This window comes from Bradyrhizobium sp. 521_C7_N1_3 (assembly GCF_052075975.1).
Classification (GTDB): domain Bacteria; phylum Pseudomonadota; class Alphaproteobacteria; order Rhizobiales; family Xanthobacteraceae; genus Bradyrhizobium; species Bradyrhizobium japonicum.
This window is the reverse complement of the sequence record NZ_CP197232.1, coordinates 9,287,346-9,301,501: the sequence shown is the minus strand read 5'-3', so window position 1 is coordinate 9,301,501 and position 14,156 is coordinate 9,287,346. Positions and strand designations below refer to the sequence as shown.

Below are 14,156 nucleotides of genomic sequence, written 5' to 3'. Positions count from 1 at the left end.
GTTAGGAACAGAACCCATGCCAGATAGTGCCCCGCAACAATTGCTGCATCTCGTCATCGGCGGCGAACTGCTCGATCTCGAGCACAACACCTTCAAGAACCTCGACGACGTCGAGATCGTCGGCCTCTATCCGAACTATGCGTCCGCTCACGTCGCCTGGCGCGCCAAGGCGCAGAGCACGGTCGACAACGCGCAGATGCGCTACTTCATCGTCCATCTCCATCGGCTGCTCGACCCGAATCAAGAACCGGCACGTTGAAAAAACTGCTTCGCAATACGCTGCGAAGCAGCTGGCTTCAGCGTGCCGTCGGGGTTCTGGCGGCCGAATATCTGCGTCTGGTCTGGCGGACCAACAAGTTCACGTTCGATCCGCCAGATGTCTATGACATCGTCGAGCCGCAGATTCCCGCGATCTTCGCCTTCTGGCACGGCCAGCATTTCCTCACGCCCTTCATCAAGAAAAAGGAGTCCCACCGGGCCAAGGTCCTGATCTCGCGGCATCGCGACGGCGAGTTCAACGCGATCGCCGTCGAGCGGCTCGGCATCGGCCTGATCCGTGGTTCCGGTGACCACGGCGGCGCCTTCCACCGCAAGGGCGGGGTGGGCGCGTTCAGGGAAATGGTGCAGACGCTCCAGGACGGTTGTAATGTCGCGCTGACCGCCGATGTCCCCAAGCGCTCGCGCGTGGCCGGGCTCGGCATCATCATGCTGGCACGGGAATCGGGGCGGCCGATCATGCCTTTCGCGATGGCGACCAGCCGCTTCATCCGGCTCAAGAACTGGGACCGCACCACCATCAACCTGCCGTTCGGGCGAGGCGCATTGGTCGGCATCAAGGAAATCCACGTGCCGCCGGATGCCGACGCCGCCACCATGGAAGCGCTGCGGCTGGAGCTGGAAGAGACCTTGAACGAGGCGACCCGCCGCGCCTACGCGCAACTCGGCCGTCCGGGGCCCCAAGATGGCTAATTCGCTGCCGATAACGCTGCGGATGTACCGGCGCCTGGCCTCGGGCCTGGTGCCGCTTGCGCCGGCGCTGATCAAGCGGCGGCTGAAGCAGGGCAAGGAGGATCCCGCCCGCGTCGGCGAGCGGCGGGGCCTGTCCCGGGACGTGCGTCCGCACGGCCCCCTGGTCTGGATTCATGGCGCCAGCGTCGGCGAGGTGCTCGCCGCAGCCGCGCTGGTCGAGCGCCTGCGCGACCTCAATCTGCGCATCCTGCTCACCTCGGGCACCGTCACCTCCGCCGCCGTGGTCGCGAAGCGGTTTCCGCCCGACGTCATCCATCAATACGTGCCGTATGATTCCCCGCGCTATGTCGCGCGCTTCCTCGATCACTGGAAGCCGTCGCTGGCGCTGTTCATCGAATCCGATTTGTGGCCGAACCTGATCCTGGCGGGCGCTGCGCGCCGCCTGCCGATGGTGCTGATCAACGGGCGGATGTCGCCGCGCTCCTTCCCGCGCTGGCGGCGGATGTACGGCACCATCTCGGCGCTGCTGTCGCGGTTTGACATCTGCCTGGCGCAGTCGAAGACAGATGCCGAGCGCTTCTCGGCGCTCGGCGGCCGCGACGTCGTCACCACGGGCAATCTCAAGCTCGACGTGGCCGCGCCGCCGGCCGATCCCGCCAAGCTCGAGCGGCTGATTGCGATGACGCGCGGCCGCCCGATCATCGTCGCGGCCTCGACCCATCCGGGCGAGGACGAGATGCTGATCGCGGCGCATCGCAGCCTCGTCGGTTTCTTCCCGCAGCTTCTGACCGTGATCGTGCCGCGGCATCCGGATCGCGGCGCCTCGATCGCGGGCTTGATCACGGCGTCGGGCCTGAAGCCGGCGTTGCGCTCGCGTGAGGAATTGCCGACGGCCGCGACCGACGTCTATGTCGCCGACACCATGGGCGAGCTCGGCTTGTTCTACCGCCTCTCGCCGGTCGTGTTCATGGGCGGATCGCTGATCCGCCATGGCGGCCAGAATCCGATCGAGGCGATCAAGCTCGGCGCCGCGATCGTCCATGGTCCGCACGTCTTTAACTTCGCCGATGTCTACGAGGCGCTTGATAGCAGCGGCGGCGCGCGCCAGGCCGACACGCAGGAGACGCTGGTCAAGCAGCTCGGCCAGCTGCTGGCCGATCCCACGGTGCGCGACGGGATGCAGCGCGCAGGCGCAGGCGTGGTCGAGGATCTCGGCGGCGCGCTCAATCGCACCATGACGGCGCTCGAGCCCTATCTGTTGCAGCTCACCATCGAGATGGGGGCCGCCAATGCGTGAGCCGGTCTTCTGGTACCGGCCGCGTTCCTTCAAGTCTCATGCGTTACGGCCGTTGGGCTTGCTCTATGGTGCGATCACCGAACGGCGCATGCTGCGCCAGGGCTTTGACGCCGGCATCCCCGTGATCTGCGTCGGCAACTACCATGTCGGCGGCGCCGGCAAGACGCCGACCGTGCTCGCATTGACGAAGCTGCTGCGCGAGCTCGGCGAGACGCCGGTGGTGCTCAGCCGCGGTTATGGCGGGCGCCTCAAGGGGCCGGTCATGGTCGACCGCGAGCGCCACACCGCGTCCGACATCGGCGACGAGCCGCTGATGATGGTGCGCGACGTTCCTGTCGTGGTCGCGCAAGACCGTCTCGAAGGCGTTGCGCTCGCGAAGTCGCGGGGCGCGACCGTGATCCTGATGGACGACGGCTTCCAGAACCCGCGCCTGCTGAAGGACGCTTCCCTGATCGTGATCGACAGCGAGCGCGGCCTCGGCAACGGCAAGGTGTTTCCGGCCGGTCCGTTGCGCGCGCCGCTGAAGGCGCAGCTCGCGCGCACCGATGCGCTGGTGCTGATCGGCAATGGCCATGCCGCCAACGATGTCGCGGCGGAGCTTGCGAAGCGCAACAAGCCGGAGCTGCGCGCGCGCCTGAAGCCGGATGCGGCCTCGGTCGCGCAACTCCTCGGTAAACGCGTGTTTGCGTTCGCCGGCATCGGCGATCCCGCGCGTTTCTTCCGCAGCTTGCGCGCCTGCGGCATCGAGGTCGCGCGCACGCGTCCCTTCGCCGATCACCACATGTTTTCGCAGAACGAGATCGCCGCGCTCGCAGCGGAGGCGCAGCGCGAGCAGCTCACGCTGGTGACGACGGAAAAGGATCTTGCGCGCCTGCGCGGCCGCGACGGCGTGCCCGATGGCATCGTGCCGTTCGCGGTGCAGCTCGAATTCGATGATCCGGCAGCGCTCCGGCAATTGATCAGCGATCATCTCTACAAGGCGCGCGAGCGGCGGTTCGCCAGGCGATGATTTCTTGATGATTTTTTGATGATTTCTTGCCGTGGACAAAGCGCTCCGCCGTAACCCAACACCGCGCGCCATGCGATATGCGACAATGGATCGGGGCGACATGTCGCGGCGGATGAATTGTCTTCCGCACGTTCGGGAGTTGATGTAGCCTCGCATGAGAGCCGTCACCGGGACGTGCCGAACTCCCGGCAATCATCGGCGGCGTTTATGCCCACGGCGGGCAGCGTACCTTCATCATTTCAGATGCGAGACCGTTACGATCAGTTCGGAACGGCAGGAGAGTTATTGCCAAAAAGCTCAGAGGAGAACATGCCATGCATTTTTGCCTCACTGGACAATATACACCACGCGCTCTCAACGCCATTTTGGAAAACCCCACGACCAATCGCCAGGAGGCGGCGAGAAAACTCATTGAAGCGGCCGGCGGCAAGCTGATTTCGATGTACAGCGTTGCTGCCGACGGTCCAGGCGTTCTGGTGATTTTCGATGTGCCTGATCCGAGCGCGGCCCCGGCCATTTCCGGTCTGACCGTTACGGCGGGCACCCTGCAGAACGTGAAACTGACCCGGCTGTTCACGCAGGACGAGATCAAGCAGGTCCGCCAGAACGCGGCGAAGCTGCGTTCTTCGTATACTCCGCCCGGAGGCTGACATCCGGATCTCGAGCGATGCCGCCGCAATCGCATCAAGCGGCGGCAACGCTCACCTCACAGCAAGAAGCAGGTCTGCACGCTGAGGCGAGGCGAAGGCCTTCTCGCGTCCATCGACGGACGATGCGGGACGGCGCGTGCTGTGTCCGGCGCCACAGGTCCGACTGAACGTGCTTACCAGCGGACCCGTTAACGGCGTGCAATTCCGGCCCAGCGGTCAGTCCCTCACCAGGCTCCAACAGCCATCATTCCGATGATGGTCAGGCACGAGACGCAGGCCACCATGACAGTATAGCATTCGGGTGTATTCATCGCTTGCTCCCAAACTGCCGCCAATTGCTTGGTCACTGCTACGCGGGAGAGTTCGCCGGTCTCGGGCCGCTTCAATGCGGCACGCCGCGACCGGTCTTGCGTTGTGCGTCCGTCCTCTCATCGTCACCCTGATCCGCAAGATGATGATGCGCCTCGGGAGCTTCAGAGCGTTGAGCTATGATCAGAAGCTGTTTCCGCATTTCAGCGAGGCGGGCGCGGCAATATTCACGATAGAGCATGTCCAGTATGGTGGGCATGATCACCCCCATCCTTTGACTTTCGATTTACAAAATATTCCACCGCGAATTTTCGAGGTGATGGTAGCCCGCCAGATGGCTCTTCGATATGAGCCCGTTCACAGACTGCGCCAATTCCAAAGCTCAATGGGCCGTTTGGTTGACTTGATGGTCTGTGCGTCAAAGGAGCAGGGCTAATTACCTAACATGTAGTTTAGCAGCGCTCTGTTTCACCAAGACTTCGTCAAACAACTTGAGGGCGCCGAACCGCAGCGAAAAATCCAACCACAGCGCGAAGTGACTTACCACGGAGTGCAAGCGCGCTTCGATGCAACGCGGATCGGCACGACGGAGATCATTTCGGCGGTGAGGCGCGCAGTCCAGGTGCGCGCGAACCTCGTCTCCATCTTCATGCCGCGCGAAAAGCTGTGCCGCTCGTGCGACGCCGGCGGGACCGTTACGCTTTGCTCACCTGCACCAGCCTGCCATTCAGGCGACATTCATCGCAGGACGCCTATCGGTTCCAGACGATCAGGAGAATCCGATGAAACTGCCATCCGCAGCCGTCGCTGCCAGTCTTGTGTGTCTGATCATTGCGCCCGTGTTTGCGCAGACGCCGCCGACGACGGCTCCCGCTGCGCCAACCGGCACGGTGCCCGTCCCCGCGACCAAGCGCGTCACCTGTCTTGCGACGACGCAAAGCCTGAAGGGACAGGACAAGCGCGACCAGATGCAGCTCTGCATGGCGCAGGCACGGGTCGACTGCCTGAAGCAGGCGATCGATCAGAAGGTTGTCGGCGAGCCCAGGAAGAGTTTCATCAAGACCTGCATGGGCGGCGATGGCACGGAGCAGCAATAGTCGCGTGCCGGTGGCCTCACGGCTGCGGCTTCAGCGCGCCGGGGAAGTGCCGCTGCAGCACGGCGGCGGGCGTGGCGTAGGCCTCTTGCAGGTCCACGCTCCAGTACTTCAATTCGTCGAGCGGTATCCGCGTGTCGGTGATCGCGCAGCGCACGAAAGTCCCCGGCGAGATCACGCGGAAATCGCCGTCGAGATATTGCACCTGCGCTTCGCCATGGCCCGAGGGGCCGAACTTGTTCAGCACGGTCGAAAGTCTCCGTGGAAGGGCTCTCCGTGGAAAACCCCGGAGGGCACGATGTGTTGGACGGGACTTAGCATAGATAGGGTGGCTTGTCCGCCCGGTAAACCCACCGGTTTGTGATGTTTTGCCGCCGTTTCCGCATGATAGTGCTTCGCGCGAGGGATGGCCGGTTCCGGCATCTTCCACGGCAGAATCCGATGCGCCTTCGACTGACCGCCCTGTTCATGATGCTGCTGATGTCGGCCGCGCGCGCCGCGCCGGCGCCGCAGCAGGTCGACATTCCGCTGTCGTCCGGAGTGCTGCATGCGCAGCTCTACAAGCCCGAAGGCGAGGGGCCGTTTCCGACCGTGATCGCGCTGCACGGCTGCGGCGGCCTTGGCAATCATTCAGAATCGGTGCTGCCGCGCTATCGCGACTGGGCGCTGCAATTGCTGAAGACCGGCAACGCCGTGCTGCTGCCCGACAGCTACGGGTCGCGCGAGCTCGGGCCGCAATGCCGCGTCAAGGAGATGCACGTCAAGGCCCGTCGCGAGCGTGTCGCCGACATCGCGGCCTCGCGCGCCTGGCTGATGAAGCAGAGTTGGGCCGCGCGCGACCGCGTCAGCCTGATCGGCTGGGCCAATGGTGCCAGTGCGCTGCTCTGGGCGGTGCGTCCGCAGAGCGCCGCGCGCGAGGCCGGGCCGGATTTTCGTGCGGCGATCGCGTTCTATCCGGATTGCCGGATCTCCGCCGGCCTCGGCTGGAGCGCGCGGGTGCCGACCCTGGTGTTGATCGGCGCCAATGACGACGTCTCGTCGCCGCCGGCCTGCCGCCAGATGGTCGACGGCGCGCGCGGCCGCAGCGCGCTCACGCGCATCGTGGTCTATCCCGGCGCCTATCACGATTTCGACCGCGCCAATACGCCGCTGCACGCAGCTGCCGGCACCACCGACGCCGCCGCGCCCGAGCACGGCCATCTCGGCACGGACGCAGAGGCGCGCGCGGAATCGCAGAAGGAAGTCGCGGAGTGGCTGGCGCGGTGAGGGCGGGTTTGTAGCCCGGACGGAGCGCAGCGAAATCCGTGACGGTCGCAGCGCGTGGCACGATCCCCGGATTGCGCTGCGCTTCATCCGGGCTACGCACTTAGTCCGAGCGGGGCCGCCCGAGGAACAAATCTGGCGGACAGCCCCGCATCGACCACCGCCCTGCACGGAGTATGGCCGACCGTGAATCTACGTATCGCGTGTCGCGGCGGTTTCAGCAGGCGACGGCGCCTTAGTTCGACCACGATGTCGATTAAACGCAGTCCTCATGCGCAATCGCTTCGTCCTGTTCTCATCCGCACTGATCGTCTTCACCGTCGCGATCTTCCTGTTCGAAGCCCACGCCGGCGCGCCGCAACGCGCACCGGAACATTGCGGCTTCTGGACCACGATCGACGCGGGATTGTCCTGCCGGTAGGCGGGCTGCAATGACGTGGTTGGGGCTGCATGCGCGCACCACACACTCGGTGTCGTCGCCGGCTTGACCGGGCGATCCAGTACTCCGAGACGTCCGTGAGTCACCGGGAAGCCGCGGCGTACTGGATTCCCCGCCTGCGCGGGGAATGACGTCGAGGGCGGAACGCCGCCGTTGCGCCTCAGAACAAATTGCCCTGATCCACCGGCTTGGCCACGCGCTTCGGCGCAGGTTTTGCGTCCTGCGCGGCCGGCTTTGCTTGCGACGGCGCGCGCTTTGCGGCGGGCGCCGGGCGATCCGCATCCGCCGTCGCGCCGACACGGCCGTCCGCAAATTCGATCTCGACGCGTGCGCCGGGACCAATCGCGTCCGCCGCATGCAGGGGATGCCCGGCTTCATCCCGCACCAGCGCGAAACCGCGGGCGAGCACGCCGCGATACGACAAGGCCGAGAGCAGCTTGCCGCTGTTCTCGACGCGGGCATCCAGCCGCTGCAACAGCGTGACAAGCGCGCGGCCGGCGCGTTCGGCCAGACGATGCGTGCGCTCGCGCTGGCGGGCAATTGCGTTGCGCTGCGCCTGTGCATTCGAAAGTTTCGAGGCGCGCAAGCGCACCTCCAGCCCGGCGAAACGGTCGCGCCGTTGCCGCAGCAGCGAGCGCGCGGACAGGCCGAGCCGCTCGCCGCACACGGTGAGGCGGTGATCGGCCTGCGAAATCTGCCCGTGCAGCACCCGCAGCGTCAGCTTTGCGCTCGCCGCGGTAAACCGGCGGAAATGCGCATGCGTGTTGGCCTTGAGCCCGCGGGGTAGCGACGCGCCCGCCGAATCCAGCCGCTGCCGCGGGATCGCGAGCAGATCGCCTGCCGCCGGCAGCGCGCGCGCGGCGGCGCGCAGCTCGCTGCGGCGGCTCTCATGGGCACGCTGCCAATAGGCGCGGGTGCGGCGGGCGAGATCGGCGACCTCGACGAACAGATCGCTGCGCACCGGCACCGCCATCTCGGCCGCCGCCGTCGGCGTCGGCGCGCGCTTGTCGGCGACGAAGTCGATCAGCGTGATGTCGGTCTCGTGCCCGACCGCGGAGATCAGCGGGATCATGCTCTCGGCTGCCGCCCGCACCACGATCTCCTCGTTGAACGACCAGAGGTCCTCCAGCGAGCCGCCGCCGCGCGCGACGATCAGCACGTCGGGCCGCGGAATCTTGCCGCCTTCCGGCAGCGCGTTGAAGCCGCGGATCGCGGCTGCGACCTGCTCGGCCGAGCCTTCGCCCTGCACCTTGACCGGCCACACCAGCACGTGGCGGGGAAAGCGGTCCTCGAGCCGATGCAGGATGTCGCGGATGACGGCGCCGGTCGGCGAGGTCACCACGCCGATCACTTCCGGCAGCCAGGGCAGCAACTGCTTGCGCGCCTCGTCGAACAGGCCCTCGGCGGCGAGCTTCTTCTTGCGCTCCTCCATCAGCGCCATCAGCGCGCCGATGCCGGCCGGCTCCAGCGCCTCGATCACGATCTGGTACTTGGATGAGCCCGGATAGGTCGTGAGCTTGCCGGTGGCGATGACCTCGAGCCCTTCCTGGGGCTTGAAGCGCATCCGGGAGTGCACGCCCTTCCAGATCACTGCCTCGATCTTGGCGCTCTCGTCCTTGAGCGCGAAATAGCAGTGGCCGGAGGAGTGGGCGCCGCGGAACCCGGAGATCTCGCCGCGGACCCGGACATGGCCAAAGGCGTCCTCCACCGTCCGCTTCAGGGACTGCGAGAGCTCGGAGACGGTGAATTCGGGGGCGTTGAGCAGTGGTTCCGCTGAAGGCATCGGCAAACGATTCGGCATTTTGGGGTCAGGCCCGACGTTAAGGATTTTCGCGGCGCGGCGCCAATCCGGGGATTGATATGAAGAGTACTCTGTAATATAGAGTTCTCTATTGATCGATAAATTCAAGGGAGTTGGGCCATGGCGATCCGGCTGCTGCGCGGCGTCTTGCATGGACTGAAATGGGCCCTGTGCGCGGTCGGCGCTGTGGCGCTGATCCTGACCGCGATGATCGCAACGCCGCTGGAGCGGCCGCCTGAGATGCGATCGGTCTCGGAGTCCGTGAAGCTCGTCGACTTCTCGACCATGCCGCCGCTCGAGCGCTTTCAGGCCCGTGACGGCACCTGGATCGGCTATCGCCACTACGCGCCGAACGGACCCGCGACCGGCCGCGGCGCGATCTTCATCCATGGCTCCTCCGGCTCCAGCGGCACCGTCAATCACGCGTTGACCCATGCGATCGCATCGCGCGGGGTGGAGACCTGGGCGCTCGACATGCGCGGCCACGGCGGCTCCGGCACGCGCGGCGATATCGGTTATGTCGGCCAGCTCGAGGACGACCTCGTCGATTTCGTCGCCCATGTTCGCAAGGGCGCGCCCGACCTGCCGCTCACCCTGATCGGCCATTCAGCCGGAGCCGGCTTTTCGCTGCGGCTCGCCGCGACCCCGATCATGCAGGACATGTTCGTGCGCACCGTGCTGCTCGCGCCCTATCTCGGCTACGACGCGCCGACCAACCGGCCGAGCAACGGTGGTTGGGTCAGTGCCGACATTCCGCGTTTCCTCGGGCTCACGGCGCTGCGCAAGCTCGGCATCGACTGCTGTGCGCAGCTTCCGGTGCTCGCCTTCGCCGTGCCGGCGAATTCGGAGCGGATTCTAACCCCGACCTATTCCGACCGCCTGATGCGCAACTTTGCGACGCGCGGCTATCGCCTCGATCTGCCTAATGTGACGCATCCGATGACGATCTTTGGCGGAGCCCAGGACGAGATGATGATCTCAGACAAATATGCCGAGACCGTGCAGGCCATCAAACCCTCCGTCGACGTCAAGCTGATCGAGGGCGTCAACCACATGGGCATGGTCACCAATCCGAAGGCGGTCAACGCGATCGCGGAGGACGTGGCGACGCGGGGAGCTGGCCAGTCGTGAAAAACCTGTTCGAAGCCGGAAAATTGCTGCTGCTCGACATGGCGGCGACGCTGTTCTTCCTCGTGCTCTATCTGCTGACCCACAATGTGACCCTGTCGGTCATGCTTGGCATGGTGCTGGGCATCGCCCAGATCGGCTGGCAATTCGCGCGCCGCAAGCCGATCGACACGATGCAGTGGATGAGCCTGTTTCTGGTGCTCGGCGCCGGCACCGTCACGCTGATCACCGAAGATCCGCGTTTCGTCATGATCAAGCCGAGCGTGATCTACATCGTCGTCGGCATCGTGATGCTGAAGCGCGGATGGATGAACCGCTATCTGCCGCCGATCGCGATCGAGCTGGTGCCTGACATCGCCATCATCGTCGGCTACGCCTGGTCAGGCCTGATGTTCTTCTCTGCGGCGCTCAACGTGGTCGTGGCGCTCAACTTTGATGTTGCGACCTGGTCGGCGGCCATGTCGATCTATGGCATCGTCAGCAAGGCCGTGATGTTCCTGATCGGCTACGCGGTCATGCGCAGCATCGGCCGCAGACGACGTCTTGCCGGCGACCGCCCCCGCGATGTTGCGGCGATGCCGGGTTGATGGGGGGACGACATGATCGACAGCAAGCAGGCATCTGAAGCGCTGGCCGAAATCGACGACATGGTTCATCGCGTTCGGCGATCGCGGGTCTACGACATCGCAAGCCAGATGATGATCCTTTGGGGCGCCCTGGTGTTCGCCGCGAATATCGCCACCTGGCTCTGGCCGCGTGAAGGCTACCCCATCTGGTTCGCCGTTTATGTCCTCGGCCTTGCCGGATCGTTTGCCATCAGCGCGTCCAAACAGGCCAGCACGGGCGTCCGCAGCAGCTTCGACCGGCGGATGTTCGTTGCCTTCCTGCTATGCATCGCCTTTGGCTATTTCTGCTCGCTGGTCCTCGGACATTTCTCGCCACGGCAGCAGGGCGCATTCTGGACGGTCTATTTCATGCTGTTCTATGCGCTTGCAGGGCTATGGCTCGCCTACGCCTTCGTCGCAATTGCGGTGTGCATCACGGTGTTGACCCTGGTCGGCTATTACTTCGTGGCCGGCGACGCTTTCGTGCCGTGGATGGCCGTCGTCAATGGCGCCGGGCTGATCGGCGGCGGCCTCTGGATGCGACGAAGCTAGCGCCATGGCCGAGCTCGACGACATCATCCACCAGCCGCTGCGCCTCAAGATCATGGCCGCGCTGAACTCGCTGCCGGCCACGGCCGCGGGTCTCGAATTCTCCCGCCTCAAGAAGCTCACCGGCGCCACCGACGGCAATCTCGGCGCCCACATCGAGACGCTCGCCAAGGCCGGCTACGTATCGGTCGACAAGGCTTTTGTGGGCAAGAAGCCGCAGACGACGGTGACCGCCACAGCCGCCGGCCGCGGCGCCTTCGCGCGGCACGTGGCGACGTTGCAGGAGATCATCGCGGGCAAGCAGGTGTAGCTCCGCCGTCATCGCGCTGCTGATTGCTGTGCCCTCGCCCCTTGCGGGAGAGGGCAACTCCGCTGGTCAACACAGGCTCACTTGGGTGAGGGGTTCTCTCGGCGAGTCCCGCTCCCACTTGAACCGACTACGATGACAGCGCACTAAACTATGTCAGCTGGATGCTTGCGATTTGGAATTTGGTGCACTGTCACCATTGGGGTCAACGCCACGCCAGTGAGCCAGAAAGTCCTTAACGCAACAGATCACCATGGATTTCTTTCGGTCGAAAGACCTCGATTGGTCGATGGACGGAGCCGACCCGTGAGATTTTTGCTGAGAATTTTGCTCGTAACCGCTCTCGTGAACCTTGCTCCAGCCGTCGCCCAGGCGCCCAAGCAAGCCGTCGCCTCTCCTGCCTTGCAGAAGGAATTCGATGGCTTCATCGAGAAGTTTCGCGCGGCGCTGAAGGCAAACGATTCCGCCGCCGTCGCCAGCATGACGCGATTGCCGTTCATGAACGACAAGGCAATTCGCGACGCCGCGCAATTTCGCGCCAAGACCTATCCGACCTCGTTCACGGCGAAAAATCGCGCGTGTATCCAGCGCGGCAAGGCCGTCTACGATCGCGATCAAGAAAACAATGACAATTACTTCGTCTTCTGCGGCGACCTCATCTTCGTCTTCACCAAGACGCCGGCGGGGTTCCTTTTTACGGACGTCGGCGCGAATGACTGATCCGGGGATTGCGGTGACAGTGCACTAAACCATGTCAACTGATGTGTTGGCTTTGGAATTTGGTGCACTGTCACCGTAGTTCTGATGCTGTAGGGATCGCGCATAAATGGGGTCGGCGACATTCAGTTCGAAAAAATCGTCGTCGCCAAAATGGACAATACGCCGTGCGCCCAAGCACAGATCGATTGCGTCAAGAACCGATGACTTTCCCATATCCCCCGGACCGATCAAACAGTTGACGCCGGGCGATGGATGCCAAATCAGTTCCTTAATACAACGGAAGTTGCGAATATCGATGTTGCGGATGCGAGCCACGAAAAGAGACCTCGGGAATACAGAGGCGGGTTCGTAGGATACTACTTAGACTCCGCGTGACAACCAGCAGTAATACTTAAGTCTGCGGCTACCTTTGGTCGTCGCGCGTCACGGGCCAGGCCCCGCAAGACATCCGGCGCCCCGAATGTCCATGCCAATCGCCGGCTATGGGTGTCGCTCCGGATCGAAATATTTCTGGGCTAAAATGGGCTATGCGGGCTCGGCTTCGCTACGCGCCCGGATGACGGGGAGATTGGCTCAGCCCCCCTTGAGGCCCGCGCCGATTCGTGCGACCTCCGGCCCCAGCAAAACCCCTTATTCTGAGCCCTCGATGCACATTCTCCTGCTCGGTTCCGGCGGCCGCGAACATGCCTTGGCGTGGAAAATCGCAGCCTCCCCCCTGGTGACCAAATTCTGGTGCGCGCCCGGCAATGCCGGCATCGCGCGGGAGGCGGAATGCGTGGCGCTCGATGTCGCCGACCATGCCGCCGTGATCGACTTCTGCAAGACGAATGCGGTCGAGCTCGTGGTGGTCGGCCCCGAGACGCCGCTGGCCGCCGGCATCGTCGACGACCTCACCGCCGCCGGCATCAAGGCGTTCGGGCCGAGCGGGGTGGCGGCGCAGCTCGAGAGCTCCAAGGGCTTCACCAAGGCGCTGTGCACCGAATTCGGCATTCCGACCGGCGCCTACAAGCGCTTCACCAACGCCAATGATGCGCGTGCCTACGTCCAGAGCCAGGGTGCGCCGATCGTGGTCAAGGCCGACGGCCTTGCCGCCGGCAAGGGCGTCGTGGTCGCCAAGACCGTGCGCGAGGCCGAGGACGCCATCGCCATGATGTTCGAGGGCGCCTTTGGCGAAGCGGGCGCCGAGGTCGTGATCGAGGAATTTCTGCCGGGCCGCGAGATCAGCTTCTTCGCGCTGTGCGACGGCGAAACCGCCATCCCTCTCGCTTCCGCGCAGGACCACAAGCGGGTGTTCGACCACGACGTCGGCCCGAACACCGGCGGCATGGGCGCCTATTCGCCGACGCCTTTGGTCACGCCCGCGATCCACGATGCGATCATGGCCAAGATCATTTTGCCGACGGTCGCCGGCATGAAGCAGCGCGGCACGCCGTTCCGCGGCATCCTTTACGCCGGGATCATGCTGACGACGCAGGGCCCAAAGCTGTTCGAGTTCAACGTGCGCTTCGGCGATCCCGAGTGCCAGGTGCTGATGCTGCGCATGATGTCCGACATCGTGCCGGCGTTCATCGCCGCCTGCGACGGCGAGTTGAAGCATTTCGATCTGCGCTGGTATCCGGAATCCGCGCTCACGGTGGTGATGGCGGCGAAGGGCTATCCCGGCGACTATCAGAAGGGCACGCGCATCGAGGGCCTCGATGACGCCTCAGAGGTCGAGACCGTCGAGATCTTCCATGCGGGCACGGTTGAGAAGGACGGCACGATCCTCGCCAATGGCGGCCGCGTGCTCAATGTCTGCGCCCTCGGCAAGACCGTGACGGAAGCGCAGGCGCGCGCCTATCAGGCCGTCGACCGCATCAACTGGCCGGAAGGCTTCTGCCGCCGTGACATCGGCTGGCAGGCGGTGGAAGCCGAGAAGGCCAAGGGCTGACAGCGTTTTTTCCGGTCGCCGCGCAAAGCAAGCGGCGTCACGGCTCCGCCACATCGACATTCCAAAAATGCGCAATCGGTTGTTGG

At 64.5% G+C, this 14,156-nt stretch carries 18 protein-coding genes; 15 read left to right on the top strand and 3 right to left on the bottom strand.

The window, feature by feature from the left end; genetic code table 11:
* Positions 1–16: 16 nt before the first annotated feature.
* From AB7008_RS44135 to AB7008_RS44105, 7 genes are all read left to right on the top strand, one after another.
* The gene (locus tag AB7008_RS44135) at positions 17–259 is read left to right on the top strand and encodes a DUF4170 domain-containing protein (RefSeq protein WP_014491932.1); all 243 of its coding nucleotides are present in this window, start codon (positions 17–19) and stop codon (positions 257–259) included.
* Positions 256–969 (top strand): lysophospholipid acyltransferase family protein, encoded by a 714-nt coding sequence (locus AB7008_RS44130; RefSeq protein WP_441260905.1) that lies wholly within the window; start codon positions 256–258, stop codon positions 967–969. The genes AB7008_RS44135 and AB7008_RS44130 overlap by 4 nt, the downstream gene beginning before the upstream one ends.
* The gene (locus tag AB7008_RS44125; RefSeq protein ID WP_304491583.1) at positions 962–2,266 is read left to right on the top strand and encodes a 3-deoxy-D-manno-octulosonic acid transferase; all 1,305 of its coding nucleotides are present in this window, start codon (positions 962–964) and stop codon (positions 2,264–2,266) included. The genes AB7008_RS44130 and AB7008_RS44125 overlap by 8 nt, the downstream gene beginning before the upstream one ends.
* A complete protein-coding gene (lpxK, locus tag AB7008_RS44120) occupies positions 2,259–3,275 on the top strand; it encodes a tetraacyldisaccharide 4'-kinase (protein WP_304491582.1) in 1,017 nt (338 codons plus the stop codon). Before AB7008_RS44125 ends, lpxK begins: the two co-directional genes overlap by 8 nt.
* A 314-nt stretch (positions 3,276–3,589) precedes the next feature.
* Positions 3,590–3,925: a GYD domain-containing protein gene (locus AB7008_RS44115; protein WP_011090245.1), complete on the top strand. Its 336-nt coding sequence runs from the start codon at positions 3,590–3,592 to the stop codon at positions 3,923–3,925.
* A gap of 385 nt (positions 3,926–4,310) precedes the next feature.
* Positions 4,311–4,670: a hypothetical protein gene (locus tag AB7008_RS44110; RefSeq protein ID WP_248880105.1), complete on the top strand. Its 360-nt coding sequence runs from the start codon at positions 4,311–4,313 to the stop codon at positions 4,668–4,670.
* Between the two features lie 346 nt (positions 4,671–5,016).
* Entirely contained in the window at positions 5,017–5,331 is a 315-nt protein-coding gene (locus tag AB7008_RS44105) for a hypothetical protein (RefSeq protein WP_248880104.1), read from the top strand.
* Positions 5,332–5,347: 16 nt separating this feature from the next.
* Here AB7008_RS44105 and AB7008_RS44100 read toward each other — a convergent pair whose 3' ends face one another.
* On the bottom strand, positions 5,348–5,575 hold the full coding sequence (locus AB7008_RS44100) for a DUF2093 domain-containing protein (protein WP_014491939.1): 228 nt from the start codon (positions 5,573–5,575) through the stop codon (positions 5,348–5,350).
* A gap of 194 nt (positions 5,576–5,769) precedes the next feature.
* Here AB7008_RS44100 and AB7008_RS44095 point away from each other — a divergent pair, with 194 nt between their 5' ends.
* Positions 5,770–6,594 (top strand): dienelactone hydrolase family protein, encoded by an 825-nt coding sequence (locus AB7008_RS44095; protein WP_304491581.1) that lies wholly within the window; start codon positions 5,770–5,772, stop codon positions 6,592–6,594.
* Between the two features lie 268 nt (positions 6,595–6,862).
* Complete coding sequence (locus tag AB7008_RS44090) at positions 6,863–7,012, top strand: hypothetical protein (protein WP_196236551.1); 150 nt, start codon at positions 6,863–6,865, stop codon at positions 7,010–7,012.
* Between the two features lie 178 nt (positions 7,013–7,190).
* On the opposite strand, the gene xseA is transcribed toward AB7008_RS44090, so the two are convergent.
* Positions 7,191–8,813 carry an exodeoxyribonuclease VII large subunit gene (gene xseA / locus AB7008_RS44085; protein ID WP_248880103.1) on the bottom strand — a complete coding sequence of 541 codons (1,623 nt, stop codon included), beginning with the start codon at positions 8,811–8,813 and terminating at the stop codon, positions 7,191–7,193.
* 138 nt (positions 8,814–8,951) lie between these two features.
* On the opposite strand from xseA, the gene AB7008_RS44080 reads away from it, so the two are divergent.
* From AB7008_RS44080 to AB7008_RS44060, 5 genes are all read left to right on the top strand, one after another.
* Complete coding sequence (locus AB7008_RS44080; protein WP_304491580.1) at positions 8,952–9,962, top strand: alpha/beta hydrolase; 1,011 nt, start codon at positions 8,952–8,954, stop codon at positions 9,960–9,962.
* Positions 9,959–10,546: an inner membrane-spanning protein YciB gene (locus AB7008_RS44075; RefSeq protein WP_304491579.1), complete on the top strand. Its 588-nt coding sequence runs from the start codon at positions 9,959–9,961 to the stop codon at positions 10,544–10,546. Before AB7008_RS44080 ends, AB7008_RS44075 begins: the two co-directional genes overlap by 4 nt.
* Before the next feature lie 12 nt (positions 10,547–10,558).
* Complete coding sequence (locus AB7008_RS44070) at positions 10,559–11,116, top strand: hypothetical protein (RefSeq protein WP_028157941.1); 558 nt, start codon at positions 10,559–10,561, stop codon at positions 11,114–11,116.
* 4 nt (positions 11,117–11,120) lie between these two features.
* Complete coding sequence (locus tag AB7008_RS44065; protein ID WP_028157942.1) at positions 11,121–11,423, top strand: winged helix-turn-helix domain-containing protein; 303 nt, start codon at positions 11,121–11,123, stop codon at positions 11,421–11,423.
* Between the two features lie 303 nt (positions 11,424–11,726).
* Positions 11,727–12,140, top strand: a complete 414-nt coding sequence (locus tag AB7008_RS44060) for a hypothetical protein (protein ID WP_028157943.1) — start codon at positions 11,727–11,729, stop codon at positions 12,138–12,140.
* Between the two features lie 24 nt (positions 12,141–12,164).
* Here AB7008_RS44060 and AB7008_RS44055 read toward each other — a convergent pair whose 3' ends face one another.
* Positions 12,165–12,455, bottom strand: coding sequence for an AAA family ATPase (locus AB7008_RS44055; protein WP_304491577.1), 291 nt, complete (start codon positions 12,453–12,455; stop codon positions 12,165–12,167).
* Positions 12,456–12,786: 331 nt separating this feature from the next.
* On the opposite strand from AB7008_RS44055, the gene purD reads away from it, so the two are divergent.
* A complete protein-coding gene (gene purD / locus AB7008_RS44050; protein WP_304491576.1) occupies positions 12,787–14,070 on the top strand; it encodes a phosphoribosylamine--glycine ligase in 1,284 nt (427 codons plus the stop codon).
* The last annotated feature ends 86 nt before the right edge of the window (positions 14,071–14,156 follow it).